Annotated in this window: 19 protein-coding genes; 2 read left to right on the top strand and 17 right to left on the bottom strand. The window is 65.7% G+C overall.

Features of this window, described 5'->3' with window-relative positions; genetic code table 11:
• Positions 1 to 9: 9 nt before the first annotated feature.
• The 14 genes from trpC to hisD form a co-directional block, all read right to left on the bottom strand.
• Positions 10 to 828: an indole-3-glycerol phosphate synthase TrpC gene (gene trpC / locus AC51GT_RS03040; RefSeq protein WP_496323898.1), complete on the bottom strand. Its 819-nt coding sequence runs from the start codon at positions 826 to 828 to the stop codon at positions 10 to 12.
• A gap of 139 nt (positions 829 to 967) precedes the next feature.
• A complete protein-coding gene (locus AC51GT_RS03035; protein ID WP_496323897.1) occupies positions 968 to 1,717 on the bottom strand; it encodes a TIGR02234 family membrane protein in 750 nt (249 codons plus the stop codon).
• Positions 1,710 to 3,272 carry an anthranilate synthase component I gene (locus AC51GT_RS03030; RefSeq protein ID WP_496323896.1) on the bottom strand — a complete coding sequence of 521 codons (1,563 nt, stop codon included), beginning with the start codon at positions 3,270 to 3,272 and terminating at the stop codon, positions 1,710 to 1,712. Before AC51GT_RS03030 ends, AC51GT_RS03035 begins: the two co-directional genes overlap by 8 nt.
• 25 nt (positions 3,273 to 3,297) lie before the next feature.
• On the bottom strand, positions 3,298 to 3,480 hold the full coding sequence (locus tag AC51GT_RS03025) for a tautomerase family protein (protein ID WP_496323895.1): 183 nt from the start codon (positions 3,478 to 3,480) through the stop codon (positions 3,298 to 3,300).
• 111 nt (positions 3,481 to 3,591) lie between these two features.
• Positions 3,592 to 4,968: an HNH endonuclease signature motif containing protein gene (locus tag AC51GT_RS03020; RefSeq protein WP_496327804.1), complete on the bottom strand. Its 1,377-nt coding sequence runs from the start codon at positions 4,966 to 4,968 to the stop codon at positions 3,592 to 3,594.
• 104 nt (positions 4,969 to 5,072) lie between these two features.
• Positions 5,073 to 5,420, bottom strand: coding sequence for a phosphoribosyl-AMP cyclohydrolase (hisI, locus tag AC51GT_RS03015; protein ID WP_496327803.1), 348 nt, complete (start codon positions 5,418 to 5,420; stop codon positions 5,073 to 5,075).
• Between the two features lie 58 nt (positions 5,421 to 5,478).
• Positions 5,479 to 6,252: an imidazole glycerol phosphate synthase subunit HisF gene (gene hisF, locus AC51GT_RS03010; protein ID WP_496327802.1), complete on the bottom strand. Its 774-nt coding sequence runs from the start codon at positions 6,250 to 6,252 to the stop codon at positions 5,479 to 5,481.
• On the bottom strand, positions 6,249 to 7,109 hold the full coding sequence (locus tag AC51GT_RS03005) for an inositol monophosphatase family protein (protein WP_496323890.1): 861 nt from the start codon (positions 7,107 to 7,109) through the stop codon (positions 6,249 to 6,251). Before AC51GT_RS03005 ends, hisF begins: the two co-directional genes overlap by 4 nt.
• The gene (gene priA, locus AC51GT_RS03000) at positions 7,106 to 7,852 is read right to left on the bottom strand and encodes a bifunctional 1-(5-phosphoribosyl)-5-((5-phosphoribosylamino)methylideneamino)imidazole-4-carboxamide isomerase/phosphoribosylanthranilate isomerase PriA (RefSeq protein ID WP_496323889.1); all 747 of its coding nucleotides are present in this window, start codon (positions 7,850 to 7,852) and stop codon (positions 7,106 to 7,108) included. The genes AC51GT_RS03005 and priA overlap by 4 nt, the downstream gene beginning before the upstream one ends.
• 8 nt (positions 7,853 to 7,860) lie before the next feature.
• The gene (locus tag AC51GT_RS02995; RefSeq protein WP_496323888.1) at positions 7,861 to 8,115 is read right to left on the bottom strand and encodes a hypothetical protein; all 255 of its coding nucleotides are present in this window, start codon (positions 8,113 to 8,115) and stop codon (positions 7,861 to 7,863) included.
• 25 nt (positions 8,116 to 8,140) lie between these two features.
• Positions 8,141 to 8,791: an imidazole glycerol phosphate synthase subunit HisH gene (hisH, locus tag AC51GT_RS02990; protein ID WP_496327801.1), complete on the bottom strand. Its 651-nt coding sequence runs from the start codon at positions 8,789 to 8,791 to the stop codon at positions 8,141 to 8,143.
• Positions 8,788 to 9,408, bottom strand: a complete 621-nt coding sequence (hisB, locus tag AC51GT_RS02985) for an imidazoleglycerol-phosphate dehydratase HisB (protein ID WP_496323886.1) — start codon at positions 9,406 to 9,408, stop codon at positions 8,788 to 8,790. The genes hisH and hisB overlap by 4 nt, the downstream gene beginning before the upstream one ends.
• Positions 9,405 to 10,565, bottom strand: a complete 1,161-nt coding sequence (locus AC51GT_RS02980; protein ID WP_496327800.1) for a histidinol-phosphate transaminase — start codon at positions 10,563 to 10,565, stop codon at positions 9,405 to 9,407. The genes hisB and AC51GT_RS02980 overlap by 4 nt, the downstream gene beginning before the upstream one ends.
• Positions 10,562 to 11,893, bottom strand: a complete 1,332-nt coding sequence (gene hisD / locus AC51GT_RS02975; RefSeq protein WP_496323884.1) for a histidinol dehydrogenase — start codon at positions 11,891 to 11,893, stop codon at positions 10,562 to 10,564. The genes AC51GT_RS02980 and hisD overlap by 4 nt, the downstream gene beginning before the upstream one ends.
• 123 nt (positions 11,894 to 12,016) lie before the next feature.
• On the opposite strand from hisD, the gene AC51GT_RS02970 reads away from it, so the two are divergent.
• Positions 12,017 to 12,403, top strand: a complete 387-nt coding sequence (locus AC51GT_RS02970; protein WP_496323883.1) for a phage holin family protein — start codon at positions 12,017 to 12,019, stop codon at positions 12,401 to 12,403.
• A 14-nt stretch (positions 12,404 to 12,417) separates the two neighbouring features.
• On the opposite strand, the gene AC51GT_RS02965 is transcribed toward AC51GT_RS02970, so the two are convergent.
• The 3 genes from AC51GT_RS02965 to nadA all read right to left on the bottom strand — a co-directional run bounded on the left by AC51GT_RS02965 (position 12,418) and on the right by nadA (position 15,466).
• Entirely contained in the window at positions 12,418 to 13,458 is a 1,041-nt protein-coding gene (locus AC51GT_RS02965) for an NAD(P)-dependent alcohol dehydrogenase (protein WP_496327799.1), read from the bottom strand.
• A 125-nt stretch (positions 13,459 to 13,583) separates the two neighbouring features.
• Positions 13,584 to 14,450: a carboxylating nicotinate-nucleotide diphosphorylase gene (gene nadC / locus AC51GT_RS02960; protein WP_496327798.1), complete on the bottom strand. Its 867-nt coding sequence runs from the start codon at positions 14,448 to 14,450 to the stop codon at positions 13,584 to 13,586.
• Positions 14,447 to 15,466, bottom strand: coding sequence for a quinolinate synthase NadA (gene nadA / locus AC51GT_RS02955; protein WP_496327797.1), 1,020 nt, complete (start codon positions 15,464 to 15,466; stop codon positions 14,447 to 14,449). Before nadA ends, nadC begins: the two co-directional genes overlap by 4 nt.
• A gap of 193 nt (positions 15,467 to 15,659) precedes the next feature.
• On the opposite strand from nadA, the gene AC51GT_RS02950 reads away from it, so the two are divergent.
• Positions 15,660 to 16,355, top strand: a complete 696-nt coding sequence (locus AC51GT_RS02950; protein WP_496323879.1) for an NUDIX hydrolase — start codon at positions 15,660 to 15,662, stop codon at positions 16,353 to 16,355.
• The last annotated feature ends 79 nt before the right edge of the window (positions 16,356 to 16,434 follow it).

The raw sequence follows: 16,434 nt of genomic DNA, 5'->3' as shown, positions 1-16,434 counted from the left end.
GGCAGGGGCCTAACGGACTGGTTTGGGGCAGGACGGGTGGGTTCCGGCGGTCACCAGTTCCGAGACGGCTGCACGAGGGTCACCAGCGGTGACCAAGCCTTCTCCGACCAGGACCGCGTCGGCGCCGGCGCCGGCGTACGCCAGCAGATCGGCAGTTCCGCGAACCCCGGACTCAGCGATCCGGATGACCTTGGAAGGCAATCCGGGTGCAATCCGGGCGAAGCTGTCGCGGTCGACTTCGAGGGTCTTGAGATTGCGCGCGTTGATGCCGACGACGGATGCCCCGGCCTGCAGCGCTCGATCTGCTTCTTCCTCGGTGTGCACCTCGACCAGAGCGGTCATCCCCAGGGACTCCGTGCGGTCGAGTAGTGCGCTGAGCACGTTCTGCTCCAGGGCGGCGACGATCAGCAGGATGACGTCCGCGCCATGGGCACGGGCCTCATGGATCTGATATGGGCCCACGATGAAGTCTTTGCGCAGGACCGGGATCTGAACTGCTGCGCGCACGGCATCGAGATCCGCGAGCGAGCCGCGGAACCGGCGCTCCTCGGTGAGCACGCTGATGATCCGTGCGCCACCGGCCTCGTAGGCCTGCGCGAGCGCGGCCGGATCGAGGATGTCGGCCAGGTCGCCTTTCGACGGGCTGGCGCGCTTGACCTCGGCGATGACACCGATACCGGGCTCACGCAACGCGGCGGTTGCGTCGATGGGCTCCGGTGCCACTGCGGAGGCCGCCTTGATGGCTGCGAAGTCGATCACAGACTCGCGTGCTGCCACATCGGCCCTCACCCCGGCCAATATCGAATCAAGGACGGTTTGCTTGCTCATGATCAACCCCTTTCTCACGCCACTGACGAGGATGTTGTCGGTAGCGCGAGACCCCAGCAGCTCGTGTTTCAGTAAGCAAAGGGTAGCCGCGCCCCGGTAGGCGCCGGATTCGGGGTACCGCCAACCGAAGTGAGAACCGTCACTTTTCGCGATCCGACGGGTCTATCGTCGGATCGTCCCCGGTGTCGAGGGCATCCCACAGCATCCGTTCATTGCCGTCCCCCGGTGTCGAACCCGTCTTTCCTGGGGCCGGGGCCCCGGCGTCCTCGCGGCCGCTTTCAGCTGCTTTCCGTTCGGCATCGCGCTTGGCGAAGACCTCTTCTTCGAGCTCGGCACGACGCGCCGCAGGCGACTTGTACTTCGACGACATCGGCGCATCGCGAGAGGCGGTCTGCAGCATCGCCACAGCGCCCAGCACAGCGGCAAGCGCTCCGGCGATCACGAGCAGCCCCGGCAAGGTGTTGGTGTCGGCCTCGAGTGCCTCGTACCGCGACGGCAGTTCGATCACGTCGACCGCGTAGCTGACGTGGTCGTCTCCGGTGAGCAACGTCAACGCGGGCAGGATCCCGATGATCGCGACTGCCGCGACGACGAACGCGGTGATCCGCAGGGCCCAGCCGCGCAGTGATGCCGCGGCCGCGATGCCGGCCAGCAACACGATCGCCAGCGGGGTCAACAGCGGGGTCCAGTCCGAGCCCTTGACCGTGAATGTCCGCGGCGGCGCCATGCCGTCGGCAGCGATCAGTTCGGCCCAGGTCATCCGGGAGGCCGCCCAGAAGGCCAGGGCACCGAGCCCGAGCAGGACGGTGATGACCGCCAGTCGCCGGCCACGACCACTCGCTCCCCGACCGGCCGTCGCGGCCTGGTCTTCGGACCTGCTCTCACTCATCATCGGTACCCGCGATCGGTGTCATCGTCTCGGCCGCCGCGATCGCCTTGAGGACCGCACGCGCTTTGTTGCTGGCCTCGTTGTACTCGTAGTCGGCCTCGCTGTCGGCTACCACCCCGCCGCCGGCCTGCACGTACGCACGTCCCTCTTTGAGGACCGCGGTACGGATCGCGATGGCGGTGTCGGCGTCGCCCGCGAAGTCGAGATAACCCACGATGCCGCCGTAAAGGCCGCGCCGCGTCTTCTCGTGTTCGTCGATCAATTCCATCGCCCGCACCTTGGGCGCACCGGTCAGGGTGCCGGCCGGGAAGCAGGCATTCACCGCGTCGAGGGCGGTCTTGCCGTCCTGTAGTTGCCCCGAGACCGTGGACACCAGGTGCATGACGTGGCTGTAGCGCTCGATGTGCCGGTAGTCCGACACCTTCACCGTGCCCGGCTCACACACCCGGCCGAGATCATTACGCCCGAGGTCCACGAGCATCAGGTGCTCGGAGTTCTCCTTCTCGTCGGCGAGGAGATCCTTTTCGAGGAGCAGGTCGTCCGCCTCGGTCTCCCCACGCCAGCGGGTGCCCGCGATCGGATGGGTGGTGGCCACCGAATCTTTCACGGTGACAAGCGCTTCAGGACTCGATCCGACGATCGTGAAGTCCGGTCCACCGTTACCCGGAACCCGCAGCAGGTACATGTACGGGCTCGGGTTGGTGGTCCGCAGCACGCGGTAGACATCGATGGGATCAGCGTCGGTCTGCATCTCGAATCGCATCGACGGCACCACTTGGAACGCCTCACCGGCCTCGATCTCCGAGACCAGGCTGGTGACGATCGTCCCGTACTCCTCGCGGGTGCGCTGAGCGGTGAAGTCCGGTTCCGCGGGGTGATACGTCGAGACGGTGGACGGAGCGGGCGCGGCCAGGGCGGCCGTCATCGTGTCGAGGCGGGCCACCGCATCGGCGTACGCCTCGTCGGCTCGATCGGCACTGCCGTCCCAGTTCACCGCGTTGGCGATCAGGGTGATGGTGCCCTCGTGGTGGTCGACGGCGGCGATGTCGGCCGCGAGCAGCATCAGCATCTCCGGCAATTGGAGATCGTTCACCGTGGTGTCGGGCAATCGTTCGAGGCGGCGGACCGCGTCATAGGCCAGAAAGCCCACGAAACCACCGGTCAGCGGCGGCAGGTCCGGCAGCCGATCGGTGGCCAGGATCCGTAACGACTCGGCGAGTGCGACGAGTGGGTCGCCTCCCGACGGTGCGCCGGCAGGCCGGGTCCCCCACCACTGCGCCTGACCATCAACCGAGGTGAGCGCAGCGGGCGAGCCGGCGCCGATGAACGACCATCGGGACCAGGAGCGGCCGTTCTCGGCGGACTCGAGCAGGAAGGTCCCGGGCCGGTCACCGGCGAGTTTCCGGTACGCACCCAGCGGGGTCTCCGAATCGGCCAGGACCTTGCGGGTCACCGGCACAACCCGATGGTCGGCCGCGAGCTCCAGGAACTGGGCCAGCGTTGTGGTGTCTGTGAAGTCGCCTGCAGTGGCTGCGGCGGTGGTCTTGTTTGCCATCGTCTCCGATTGTCCCAGTCTCTCGCTACTGACCGAGCGGCTCCCCACCCACACCCCAGTGCGACCGCGGAATCTCGGTGATCGTCACCCACACCGAATCGGGGTTTTTCCCGGTCGCACGGGCGTAGGCCTCGGTCACCGCGGCGATGGTTTCACGCTTGACCCGGTCACTGAGTCCGGGTGTCTGGGAGATCTGGATGAGTGGCATAAGAACAACTCTGCCACGCGCGGTGCACGGTTACCGGAGTGCACGAACCGGGCCGTCATCGGAGATGGTCGGTGCGACAGATCGTCCTCGTGGCGCGAGCGGTGACACCTGTCAGGCAGCGTGGTAGGTCACCTTCTTCCAGCCGAAGTCGACGGCGAATACCTGTGCCTCGACGGTCTCTTCCTCCAAGACTGCCCGTGCGTGTTGCAGGAACCAGTCGGCGTCGGCGTCGCTGTCGGGGTTCCACATTTCCGGGTTGGTGAAGTATTTGTCCGGGAAATGAGTGTTGTTGGGCTGCAAAGGTTCCAAGGTTCCGCGGTGACGCCACCCAACCCGGCCCTGCCAGCCCGGCGGGCCGCTGCCCTCGGTGATGATTTCGGTGATCCATCCGGTATCGCCGTCGGTGACCTGGGCATGATCAGGTCCGCAGACCAGGGTCAACACGGTGATATCGGTACGTCCGCCTTTGGCCCACTCCCGGATGTGGTGGACCGCGCATTCTGAGGCCGGGGCATCACAGCCTGGCCGTGAACAGCCCCGCTCGGCGGCAATCAACGCCAAACGCTGATCTGCAGTGGCCAGGCGTTGTTCCCGACCCAGATACAGCGGGCGGTGTTTGTCGTCGAGCAATGCCAGAAACTTGCGGCTCACCCCGGCCAGTTTCAAGGCGTCCTTGACGGCCAACACCCCACCGGATGCGGTGGTGGCCAGGCCGGTTTCTTGTTCGAGCTGCTCCAACGTCATCGTCACGATGACCTGCGCCGGTAGCCCGCGGTGGGTGCCGAGTTTGCCTTGCCCGACCACCATCTCCATCAACTTCTTGAACGCATCATGATTACGCTGCCCAGCCGTGCGGGTATCGCGCTCGGCCGCCGCGCGTAGGGCCTCTTTGTCCGCCTTGTCGGCGGTGCCGGTCGGTGAGTCCGGATCGTTCGGGTTGTTCATCCCCTTGGCCGCCCACTTCGCCGCGACCACATCCCACAACGCCTTGGTCGCCGGATCCAACGTGCCTTTGAACCCGGCCATATGATCGGCGCCCTGCTTGGAGACCGACAACTCCCGTTTCTGGGCGCGGTCGGTGTCGTCGAACTCCCCGTCCGGGTTCAGATGCGCATGCAGGTGCAGGCCCACCCCGATCGCACCATCACGCATTGCCGCGGCAGTATGGGGATAGGTCGGGGCGATCACCTCACCGGTGGGGGCGGAAATCCGCAGATGATGCCGCAGGAACTTGTTGTGCTTCAACCCCTGTTTCGCAGCGACCGACCGCTCCCGCAACTCCACCGCGACCCGTACCTTCACCAACTCGTCCCGGCGGGTCTGCAACTCCACGACCTGGGCCAGTTCCACAGTCTCTTTGTCGGACAAGTTCGCCAGCGACACCTCAACAAGCCTGCCGGACAACACCTCACGGACAGCAACGATCTCTTCCGCATCCAGGGCCATGCCCTCGATACGGTCGATCAGATCCGCCACCCCCGATGCCATGACACAGTTCTGTCAACACCCACCGACAAGCCACGAAAACTAGTCAACCACAGGCATTTTCGGCACGCTCGACGGTGATATCGGCACGCTCGACGGAGGGGTGATCAGTCAGGTGCGGTGTACAGCACGTTGGCGTCGAAGCAGGTGTGGTCGCCGGTGTGGCAGGCCGCGCCGGTTTGCTCGACCGTCATCAGGACGGTGTCTCCGTCGCAGTCCAGGCGCAGCTCGACCACCTTCTGGGTGTGGCCACTGGTCTCACCCTTGATCCACTGTTTGCCCCGCGACCGCGAGAAGTAGGTGGCCTCACCGGTTTCGAGGGTGCGGGCCAGGGCGTCGTCGTCCATCCAGGCAACCATCAGCACCTGCCCGGTACCGGCTTCCTGCACCACGGCACAGATCAGCCCGTCGGCATTGCGTTTGAGCTGCTCGGCGATCCCGGTGTCCAGCGGCATTGTTGTCACTCCCGTTGACGAAAACTGTTGGTGCAGTGCGAACCGGCGAAAACCCGTCTCAACGGACGGGGATGTCCTCGGCCCGCAGCGCGTCCTTGACCTCTCCGATGGTCAGCTCACCGAAGTGGAAGACCGAGGCCGCGAGCACTGCATCTGCTCCGCAACGCACCGCGGGCGGGAAATGTTCCACCGCGCCGGCGCCGCCGCTGGCGATGACCGGCACCTGCACCGCAGCGCGCACCGCGGTGATCATCTTCAGATCGAAGCCATTCTTCGTGCCGTCGGCATCCATCGAGTTGAGCAGGATCTCCCCCACCCCGAGGTCTTGACCACGCAGTGCCCACTCCACGGCGTCGATACCGGTGCCCTCGCGACCACCGTGCGTGGTCACCTCCCATCCCGACGGCGTCGGGGGCTGACCTTCCGGCACGGTGCGGGCATCGACCGAGAGCACGATGCACTGCGACCCGAAATGCCGGCTCATCTCACCGAGCACGTCGGGATTGGCGATGGCCGCGGTGTTGACGCTGACCTTGTCGGCGCCGGCGCGGAGCAGGCGGTCGACGTCGGCGACGGTACGAATGCCACCACCGACGGTCAGCGGGATGAAGACCTGATCGGCGGTGCGCTTGACCACGTCCAACATCGTGCCGCGATTGCCGCTCGACGCGGTCACGTCGAGGAAGGTGAGTTCGTCGGCACCGGCCTTGTCGTAGGCAGCGGCGAGTTCCACCGGATCTCCGGCATCACGCAGGTTCTGGAAGTTGACGCCCTTGACCACCCGGCCGGCGTCGACATCCAGGCATGGGATGACCCGAACCGCGACCGTCATGTGTACTTCTCCTTCGGAGGTTCAAAGGCCCGGGGATCACCCAGCCGGCCGATCAGATCGATCAGCTCGTCGTGGACCCCGGCGTTGGCCGCCACGATCGACGGCGATGTGACCGACCATGGCCGGCCTTCGATGTCGCTGATCTGACCGCCGGCCGCCAGGACCAGTGCGGCACCGCCTGCGTTGTCCCAGGCGTGGTGCCCAAAGCTGATCGCGCCACCGAGTTGTCCGCCCGCGGTGAGCGCAAGGTCGAATCCGGTACTGCCGAACAATCGCAGACGCGCTGTCCGGCGGCTCAATTCAGCGAGCATCTCGACCCGGTACGCGCCCGGATAGCGGCCGCGTCCGTTGATGTTGAAGGCACCGAACGCCAGCATCGCCTCACTGAGCTTCTGCTCGGGCATCGGCGGCACGGGGACGCCGTTGCAGAGCAACTCACCGTCGACGAAACCCTGGTAGTTCAGCCCGGACAACGGAAGCCACGTCAACCCGAGCACCGGCAGGCCGTCGTGGACCAGCGCCAGCAACATGCCGGCGATCGGCAGTCCGGCCGAGTAGTTGTAGGTGCCGTCGATGGGATCGACCACCCACACCGTGCCCTCGGTCAGCTCCGGCCCACCGAATTCCTCGCCGTGGACGGCGATCTGGGTGCGCTGCTCCAACTCCGCGGAGATCGTGCGTTCCAGCTCGAGATCGAACTCGGTGGCGAAGTCGTTGTGGCCCTTGGACACCGCGCTGGGCGCACCGACACCCGACAGGAACCGGTCGGTGCTCTGATCGAGGATCGCGGCAGCGTCGGCCAGCAGCCGCTGCGGATCGAGATCGGGTGGAAGGGTCCCTCCGGGCGCCGAACTCATGACGCGGACGCGACCGCCGCAAGCGCCTCGACCAGCGTGAAGCGTCCGGCGTAGAGCGCCTTGCCGACGATCGCTCCTTCGACGCCCGTGCCCACCAGTCCGGCGATCGCAACAAGATCATCAAGGGCGGAGACACCACCGGAGGCAACCACCGGCGCATTCGTCTTGGTGGTGACCTCGCGCAGCAGTTCCAGGTTGGGTCCGGTGAGGGTGCCGTCCTTGGTCACATCGGTCACCACGTACCGGCTGCAGCCATCACGCTCGAGGCGCTCTAGAACGTCCCACAGATCGCCACCGTCAGAGACCCAGCCGCGGCCCCGCAAACGGTACGACCCGTCGACCAGCTGAACGTCGAGGCCGACCGCGATGCGGTCGCCGTACTCGGCGATGGCACGCGAGCACCACTGCGGGTCTTCGAGTGCGGCGGTGCCGAGATTGACCCGGGCACAACCGGTTGCCAGCGCAGCCTTGAGGGATTCGTCGTTGCGGATTCCGCCCGACAGCTCCACCTTCACGTCGAGTTCGCCGATCACCTCGGCCAGCAGTTCACGGTTGCTGCCGCGACCGAAAGCCGCGTCGAGATCGACCAGATGCACCCACTCCGCGCCGTCGCGCTGCCAGGTCAGGGCCGCGTCGCGAGGCGAACCGTAAGAGGTCTCGCTGCCGGCGGCACCCTGCACCAGCCGTACTGCCTGGCCGTCGGCCACATCGACCGCCGGGAGCAGTTCAAGTCGTGCACTCATGCTGGGGATCAATCTCCTTCGATTTCTGATTGGTCTGCTTCTTCGCGCATCGCGCGGGCCACGCGGTCGACCATCCGGTTGGCAACAATACCCATTGCGACAATTGCCAGTATCAGCGCCAGAAGCGCAACGATCAGTGCGGCGACCGGCGATACCTGCGCCAGTCCGATCACGATCACCGCCGACACGGCCAGCACCACGACTCCGGCACCCACGGTGGCCAGAGCCAGCCGGGCAAACGAGAACCGCGGTGCAGTCACCATTGTGGCGCAGGGCTTGTCGCGACGGTCACGTCAATGACCCGACCCAGTTGTTGAGCAGCCGGGCTCCGGCATCACCGGACTTCTCCGGATGGAACTGGGTGGCACACAACGGGCCGTTCTCCACCGCGGCGAGGAACCGTCCGCCGTGGGTGGCCCAGGTCAACTTGGGCGCCTTGAACAGTGCATCCGCAGGCAACTCCCAGCTCTGCGCGGCATACGAATGCACGAAGTAGAAACGCTCGTCTTCGGGCATGCCCGCAAAGAGCACCGAATCAGGTTCTGCCTCAACGGTGTTCCAGCCCATATGCGGCAGCACCTCGGCCTGGAGCTGAGTGACCGTGCCCGGCCACTGTCCGCAGCCCTGCGCTTCGACACCGAACTCGACGCCGCGCTCGAACAGGATCTGCATGCCGACACAGATGCCCAACACCGGGCGTCCACCGGCCAGCCGGTCGTCGATGATGCGGTCACCCTTGACTGCCCGCAAACCTTCCATGCAGGTCGCGAAGGCGCCGACGCCGGGCACCACGAGACCGTCGGCCTCCAATGCCACAGCCGGGTCGGACGTGACCGTGACCTGTGCACCGGTCCGCTCCAGGGCGCGCTGCGCCGAACGCAGGTTGCCCGAGCCGTAGTCCAGGATCGCGACTGTGCGATCTCCGTTGCTCTCACTCATAGGGCTCCCTTCGTCGACGGCACACCACTGACACGTGGATCGGATTCGGTCGCCGCCCGCAGTGCGCGCGCGACGGCCTTGAACTGGGCCTCGGTGATGTGGTGCGGATCGCGGCCGTAGATCGTGCGCACGTGCAGCGCGATCTGTGCGTTCATCGCCAGCGTCTCGAAGACGTGCTTGTTGATCACCGTGTGGTACGGCACACCGGGGTTGCCGCCGATGGTGGTGGTCAGCATGTGCTCGGGTTCGCCGGTGAACACGCAGTACGGACGACCGGAGACATCGACGATGGCCTGGGCCAGGGTCTCGTCCATCGGGATCCAGGCGTCGCCGAAACGGCGGATGCCCTTCTTGTCACCGAGAGCCTTTGCGATGGCCTGACCGAGCACGATCGCGGTGTCCTCGACGGTGTGGTGGGCCTCGATCTCGACATCGCCCTTGGCCGCCACCATGAGGTCGAAACTGCCGTGCGCACCGAATGCGGTGAGCATGTGGTCGTAGAACGCCACGCCGGTGGAGATGTCGGTGCGCCCGGTGCCGTCGAGATTGATCTCCACGACGATCGAGGACTCCCGGGTGGTCCGCTCGATGCGGGCCACGCGCGGCTGTGTGTTCATTTCTGCTCTCCGATCAAGTCTGTCTGGCCTATTAGGTCAGTGCGGGCCAACTCGGCGCTGCGGGCCAGCAGCGCGTCGTTTTCGGCGGGCAATCCGATGGTGGCACGTAGATGGCCTTCGATCTTCATGTCCCGGATCAACACGCCACCGTCGAGGTAGTTCTGCCAGCTCGCAGTGGCGTCGATGAACGGGCCGAACAGGATGAAGTTGGCGTCGGAGTCGACCACCGAGTAGCCCAGCCGGGTCAGTTCTGCGGTGACCCGCCCCCGTTCGGCGACGATCGCGGCGACCCCGGCAAGTGTGTCGTCGGCATGCCGCAATGCCGCGCGGGCGGCGGCCTGGGTGACCACCGACAGGTGATATGGCAGTCGTACCAGCAACAACGCATCGATCACGGCCGGATCGGCGGCGAGGTAGCCCAGACGACCGCCCGCGAAGGCGAACGCCTTGCTCATCGTCCGGCTGACGACAACCTTGGCGGGGAACTCCTCGATCAGTTCGGCCGCACTCGGCGCCGCGGAGAACTCCCCGTAGGCCTCGTCCACGATGACGATGCCGGGGGCCGCCGCCGCGACGGCGCGCACGTCGTCGAGTGGGATTGATCCGCCGGTCGGATTGTTGGGTGAGGTCAGGAAGACCACATCGGGCCGGCGCTCGGCGATGGCCGAGAGTGCGCCGTCGAGGTCGAAGGAGAAGTCGGCGTTGCGCTTGCCCTCGATCCAGGTGGTGTCGGTGCCGGTGGAGATGATCGGGTGCATCGAGTACGACGGCACAAATCCCATCGCACTACGGCCCGGACCACCGAAGGCCTGCAACAACTGTTGCAGAATCTCGTTGGAACCGTTTGCTGCCCAGAGGTTTTCGGCACCGAGCGCGACGCCTGTCGCCGAACTCAGGTAGGAGGCGAGATCGGTGCGCAGGGCAACCGCGTCCCGGTCGGGATACCGGTGCAGCTGCGCGGCGGCCTCGCGCACCGACGCCGCGACGTCGTCGATCAATGCCTGCGACGGCGGGTGCGGGTTCTCGTTGGTGTTGAGGCGGTACGGCACGTCGAGCTGCGGTGCGCCGTAAGGCGACTGGCCCTTCAGTGTCTCGCGCAGCGGCAGGTCCTCAAGCCCGATCCTTCTGGTCGAGGAGGTGGGGGTCGATGAAGTCACCGAAGGTCCTCCGAACCGGCGAACCGCAGCCGGACGGCTTCACCGTGCGCGGGCAGGTCCTCCGCCTTCGCCAATGTCTGTACGTGCCCGGAGACCTCCTTGAGCGCGGCCTCGTCGTAGTCGATGACGTGGACGCCGCGCAGGAACGTCTGAACCGACAGACCGGAGCTGAATCGCGCCGAACCCGAGGTGGGCAGAACGTGATTGGAACCGGCGCAGTAATCGCCCAGGCTCACCGGCGAGTAGTCGCCGACGAAAATGGCACCGGCACTGCGGACCCGGGCAGCCACCGCAGCGGCATCCCTGGTCTGGATCTCGAGGTGTTCGGCGGCGTAGGCGTTGACCACCTGTAGACCCTGATCGATGTTGTCGACCAAGATGATTCCCGACTGCGGGCCGGCCAGGGCTTCGCGGACGCGGTCGGCGTGCTTGGTCCGGGACACCTGGACCTCGATCTCGGCATCGACGGCGTCGGCGAGCTCGGGGCTGTCGGTGACCAGGACAGATGCGGCCATCACGTCGTGTTCGGCCTGGCTGATCATGTCGGCGGCCACGTTGACCGGACTGGCCGAGCTGTCGGCCAGGATCGCGATCTCGGTGGGCCCGGCCTCGGAGTCGATGCCGACGACGCTGCGGCACAGCCGTTTTGCCGCCGTGACGTAGATGTTGCCCGGACCGGTGATCAGGTCGACCGGGTCGAGGTCGGCGCCGTCGGTATCGGTGCCGCCGTAGGTCAGCAGCGCGACGGCCTGTGCGCCACCCACCGCCCAGACCTCGGTGACACCGAGCAACGCGCACGCCGCCAGGATCGTCGGGTGCGGAAGACCGTCGAACTGTGCCTGCGGCGGCGACGAGACCACCAGGGAATCAACTCCGGCGACCTGGGCGGGCACCACGTTCATGACCACGCTCGACGGGTAGACCGCGTTGCCACCGGGCACATACAGCCCGACCCGGCCGACGGGGATCCAGCGTTCGGTGACGGTTCCGCCGGCGCTGACCTCGGTGCTCACGTCGGTACGACGCTGATCGGCGTGGACCCGTCGGGCCCGGTCGATCGCTTCGGTCAGCGCGGCGCGCACGTCGGGATCGATCTCGGCCAGGGCCTTCTCGATCTGCTCGCCGGGGACCCGTACGGTCTCCGGTGCCACCCCGTCGAACTTCTTGCCGTAATCGAGCGCCGCGGAGGCACCATGCTCGCGGATCGCGTCGATCACAGGCTTGACCTGGCCCAAGACCGTGTCGACGTCGGTGGCGCCGCGCGGAAGGGTCCGGCGTAGTTGAGCGGTGGTGGCATCAGCACCGCGAAGGTCGGTGCGGGCAAGCATGAGCACGAACTCCTGACGAATCGTTGGCGATCCGCAGACGCCCCTGGATTGGCCGCTGCGGACTTACTTCTAAGGATATGCGTTCCGGCCAGCAGTTTTTACCAGCGCCCCTAGGATCTGATCATGGTCTTCGCCGCGCGCCTCCTCATCAACGCTGTCGCCATCTGGATCGCGGCAGCTCTCATCAACGGGATCTCGATCGCCACCGACGGCCGCGACACCGGTGCTCAGATCCTGGTGGTGCTGTTCATCGCACTGGTCTTCACGATCGTCAACACCGCGATCAAGCCGTTTGTGCAGTTGCTGTCACTGCCCCTGCTGATCCTCACGTTGGGCCTGTTCACCCTGGTCATCAACGCATTGATGCTGCTGCTGACGGCCTGGGTCACGGAGACCACCGACTTCGGTCTGAGCGTCGACGGATTCTGGACCGCGGTCGGTGGCTCGATCGTCATCTCGATCGTCAACTTCCTGCTCGGGGCACTGGTCCCCGACCGTCAGGATCGTTGAGGCCTCGCGTGCGGTCAGAGTGTTGCGGTGTCGATCACAAACCGGTACCGCACGTCCGAGGCCACCACCCGCTCATAAGCCTCATTGATCTGTGAGGCATTGATCACCTCGATCTCGGCACCCAGGTTGTGCTCGGCGCAGAAATCAAGCATCTCCTGGGTCTCGGCGATCCCGCCGATCAGTGACCCGGCCAGCGAACGCCTCTTGGACACCAACGACATGGCCCCGACCGAAATCGGGTTCTCGGGCAGGCCCAGCTCGACCAAAGTGCCGCCGACAGCAAGCATCGACAGGTACTTGTTGATGTCGAAGTTGGCAGAGACCGTATTCAGGATCAGATCGAACTTCCCACGGAGTTCGGTGAAGGTGGCGGGATTGTCGGTCGCGTAGTAGTTCCGCGCACCGAACCGGAGTCCGTCTTCCATCTTCTTCAGCGACTGCGAGATGACGCTGACCTCAGCACCCATGGCATGGGCGATCTTCACACCCATGTGGCCCAGGCCGCCGAGTCCGATGATCGCGACCCGCGTGCCGGGTCCGGCGTTCCAATGACGCAGCGGTGAGTACGTGGTGATACCTGCGCACAGCAGCGGCGCCGCGACGTCCAGCGGCAGCCCCTCGGGAATGCGTAGGACATAGTTCTCGTCGACCACGACCTCCTGGGCGTAGCCGCCGGTGGTGACCTTTCCGTCGCGGCCGACAGCGTTATAGGTGCCGATCATGCCCTTGTCGCAGTATTGCTCCTCTCCCTGCAAGCAGGGCTCGCACTCGCGGCAGGAATCGACGAAACAACCGACGCCGACATGATCGCCGACCTTGTACTTCGTCACTTCCGAGCCGATCTCGGCGACGGTGCCCGCGATCTCGTGACCGGGTACCACCGGATACTGCGCCTGTCCCCATTCGTCGCGCACCGTGTGGATGTCGGAGTGGCAGATACCGGCGAAAGCGATGGCGATCCGCACGTCGGCCGGGCCCACGTCACGGGTCTCGATCGTCATCGGGACCAGCGCACCCTTCGCGGACGGAGCGGCGTAGGCGTTGATGGTCGGCAAAATATACCTCCGAGAATGTGGGGATCACGGTGTTGAACCGCGTATTCAAGCGTACATACGCATATGTCCTCGGCTAACGAATGCGACGTGCACCACAGTCCCCGCCCACGCGGGTTTGTCGACGGTCAGTCGCCGATCCAGTCGAACCCGATGTCGAGGGCGGTCACCGAATGGGTGAGTCCGCCGACGGCGAGGTAGTCGACACCGGTGCGGGCGTACGCCTCGGCGACGTCGATGGTCAGTCCACCAGAGCTCTCGAGTTTGGTGGACGGCGACCTGGTGTTGCGCCGCTGCACGGCCATCTGGGTTTGCCAGAGCGGAAAGTTGTCCAGCAGAACGAGTTCGGCGTTCAGCGCCAGCGCTTCGTCGAGTTGCTCGAGGCTGTCGACCTCGACCTCGCAGACGATGTCCGGTGCTGCGGCACGTACTGCGTTGAGTGCCGCGGTGACCGACCCGGCGGCCGCCACGTGATTGTCCTTGATCAGAGCCTCGTCACCGAGACCCATCCGATGGTTTTGTCCACCACCGCAGCGCACCGCGTACTTCTGCAGAGACCGCATGCCCGGCAGCGTCTTTCGCGAATCGCGGACCTTGGTGTTCGTTCCCTCGACCCCGGACACCCACACCGCAGTGGCGGTGGCGATCCCGGACAGATGGCACAGCAGGTTCAACGCGGTACGTTCGGCCACCAGCAATCCGGCGACCGGCCCACGCAATGTGGCGACCGCAGAACCGGCCTCGAGCTGTGCGCCGTCGTCGAGACGGTCGAGGACCTCGTAGTCACCGGCGCCGATGACCTCATCGAACACCTGCAGCGCCACATCGAGACCCGCGAGCACACCGGGCCGGCGGCTCGAGAGCACCGCGGTTGCCACCGCTCCCTCGGGAACCGTTGCAGCCGTGGTGATATCGGGTCCGTAACGCAGATCTTCATCGAGCGCGGTGGCGATCAGCGCCTTGACCTCGGCGGTACCGGCCGGATTGCCGGTCACTCCCCCGACCCCGGGTTGCCGATCTCGATCATCCGCTGAACGCTGCGACGCGCCTTCTCGGCCACATCGGGGGCCACATGGACCTCGTCTTTGCCCTCACGCAGGCAGCGCAGCAACGCCGCAGGCGTGATCATCTTCATGTACGGGCACGACGCACGGTCGTTGACCGCCTGGAAGTCGACATCCGGTGCAGCCTTGCGCAACTGGTGCAGCATGCCGACCTCGGTGGCCACCAGCACCTGCTTGGCCCCGGTCGCCCGCGCGGCGTCGAGCATGCCGCCGGTGGAGAGGATCTTCACCTTGTCAGCAGGCACAAAGCCCTCGCCGGCGAGGTACAGAGCGGAAGTGGCGCAACCGCATTCGGGGTGGACGAACAGTTCGGCGTCGGGATGCGACCGCGACTTGGCGGTCAGTTCGTCGCCGTTGATGCCGGCGTGAACGTGGCATTCGCCCGCCCAGATCTGCATGTTCTCGCGACCCGTCTCGCGCTTGACGTGAGCGCCGAGGAACTGGTCCGGCAGGAACAGGACTTCCCGGTCGGGATCGATCGAGGCGACCACGTCCACCGCGTTGGACGAGGTGCAGCAGATGTCGGTCAGGCCCTTCACCTCGGCGGTGGTGTTGACGTATGAGACGACCACCGCATCGGGGTATTCGGCCTTCCAGGCCCGCAGGTCATCGGCGGTGATCGAGTCGGCCAGCGAACAGCCCGCCCGCTCGTCCGGGATGAGCACCCGTTTGTCCGGGCTCAGGATCTTGGCGGTCTCGGCCATGAAGTGCACACCACAGAAGATGATCTCGTCGGTTTCGGCTTCTGCCGCGATCCGCGACAGAGCGAGCGAATCTCCTACGTGATCTGCGACGTCCTGGATGGCCGGCAGCTGGTAGTTGTGCGCCAGCAACGTGGCGTTGCGCTTCTTGGCGAGACTCTTGATCTCGGCGAACCATTCCGGAGTCGGCTCGACCCCCGTGTACAGGGGTTCGGTCGATCCGAGAGTGAGTGACGTGGTTGTCATGACAACCACCTCCTGTTCGTGGCGCCGGTCGTCGATGGCCGGCCTGGGCTATGGGCTGAGAGGTTTTCGACTGTAGATCGAAAACCTCGTCTGATCCTAGCACCCGGCATGTGCGCGCCCTCACACTCCGGCCCGCGATGGCCTCCTCGCGCCTGGTCCGGCGCCCGCGCGCCCACCCACTACACTCGCAGCCATGCCGTCGCCGAGTGTCTTCCACGAAGTCCTCTGTGCCGTGTTCCAGGTTCGCGAACACCAGGTCGGCGAGCCGCCGGTCCTCTCGGTGTTGTTGTGGCAGCGCGCTTTTGATCCACAGGCCGGTTCGTGGTCGTTGCCGGGCGGCAGTTTGCAGGACAACGAGGACCTCAAGTCGTCGGCTTTGCGGCAACTCGCCGAGAAGGTCGACCTTCGCCAGGTGGCCCACCTCGAGCAGCTGTCGGTGTTCTCCGAACCCGATCGCATCCCCGGCCCTCGGGTGATCGCGTCGTCCTACCTGGGCATGGTGCCGTCGGATTCGCAGCCGAACCTGCCGCCCGACACCCGCTGGCACCCGGTCTCAGACCTGCCGGAGATCAGTTTTGATCACTCCAGGATCGTCGAAAGAGCGCGCTCCAGACTGGCCGCCAAGCTGTCGTACACCAATATCGCGTTCGCCCTCGCCCCCGCCGAGTTCTCGATGTCAGCCCTGAGCGACATCTACTGCGCGGCGCTCGGTTATCCGGTGGACTCGACCAATCTGCTGCGCATCCTCTCGCGGCGCGGCGTGATCACCGCGACCGGAACCGTCGGCCGAACCGGCCCCTCGGGTGGACGACCGCCGGCCCTGTACCGATTTGCCGACAAACAACTCCGCATCACCGACGAGTTCGCAACCCTGCGCCCGCCCCCATAACCCCCCGCCGAGCGTGCCGAAAACACCGCCGAGCGTGCCGAAAATGCTGGACCACAAGCAACTTCGGCACGGTCAACGG

Source organism: Williamsia sp. z34, assembly GCF_059553395.1.
Note: the sequence above shows the minus strand (reverse complement) of the source record. Positions and strands in the feature narration are given on the sequence as shown.

Excerpts from the sequence above, each read along its gene's own strand:
- trpC (WP_496323898.1), bottom strand. The coding sequence starts at position 828 with ATGAGCAAGCAAACCGTCCTTGATTCGATATTGGCCGGGGTGAGGGCC.
- AC51GT_RS03035 (WP_496323897.1), bottom strand. The coding sequence starts at position 1,717 with ATGAGTGAGAGCAGGTCCGAAGACCAGGCCGCGACGGCCGGTCGGGGA.
- AC51GT_RS03030 (WP_496323896.1), bottom strand. The coding sequence starts at position 3,272 with ATGGCAAACAAGACCACCGCCGCAGCCACTGCAGGCGACTTCACAGAC.
- AC51GT_RS03025 (WP_496323895.1), bottom strand. The coding sequence starts at position 3,480 with ATGCCACTCATCCAGATCTCCCAGACACCCGGACTCAGTGACCGGGTC.
- AC51GT_RS03020 (WP_496327804.1), bottom strand. The coding sequence starts at position 4,968 with ATGGCATCGGGGGTGGCGGATCTGATCGACCGTATCGAGGGCATGGCC.
- hisI (WP_496327803.1), bottom strand. The coding sequence starts at position 5,420 with ATGCCGCTGGACACCGGGATCGCCGAGCAGCTCAAACGCAATGCCGAC.
- hisF (WP_496327802.1), bottom strand. The coding sequence starts at position 6,252 with ATGACGGTCGCGGTTCGGGTCATCCCATGCCTGGATGTCGACGCCGGC.
- AC51GT_RS03005 (WP_496323890.1), bottom strand. The coding sequence starts at position 7,109 with ATGAGTTCGGCGCCCGGAGGGACCCTTCCACCCGATCTCGATCCGCAG.
- priA (WP_496323889.1), bottom strand. The coding sequence starts at position 7,852 with ATGAGTGCACGACTTGAACTGCTCCCGGCGGTCGATGTGGCCGACGGC.
- AC51GT_RS02995 (WP_496323888.1), bottom strand. The coding sequence starts at position 8,115 with ATGGTGACTGCACCGCGGTTCTCGTTTGCCCGGCTGGCTCTGGCCACC.
- hisH (WP_496327801.1), bottom strand. The coding sequence starts at position 8,791 with ATGAGTGAGAGCAACGGAGATCGCACAGTCGCGATCCTGGACTACGGC.
- hisB (WP_496323886.1), bottom strand. The coding sequence starts at position 9,408 with ATGAACACACAGCCGCGCGTGGCCCGCATCGAGCGGACCACCCGGGAG.
- hisD (WP_496323884.1), bottom strand. The coding sequence starts at position 11,893 with ATGCTTGCCCGCACCGACCTTCGCGGTGCTGATGCCACCACCGCTCAA.
- AC51GT_RS02970 (WP_496323883.1), top strand. The coding sequence starts at position 12,017 with ATGGTCTTCGCCGCGCGCCTCCTCATCAACGCTGTCGCCATCTGGATC.
- nadA (WP_496327797.1), bottom strand. The coding sequence starts at position 15,466 with ATGACAACCACGTCACTCACTCTCGGATCGACCGAACCCCTGTACACG.
- AC51GT_RS02950 (WP_496323879.1), top strand. The coding sequence starts at position 15,660 with ATGCCGTCGCCGAGTGTCTTCCACGAAGTCCTCTGTGCCGTGTTCCAG.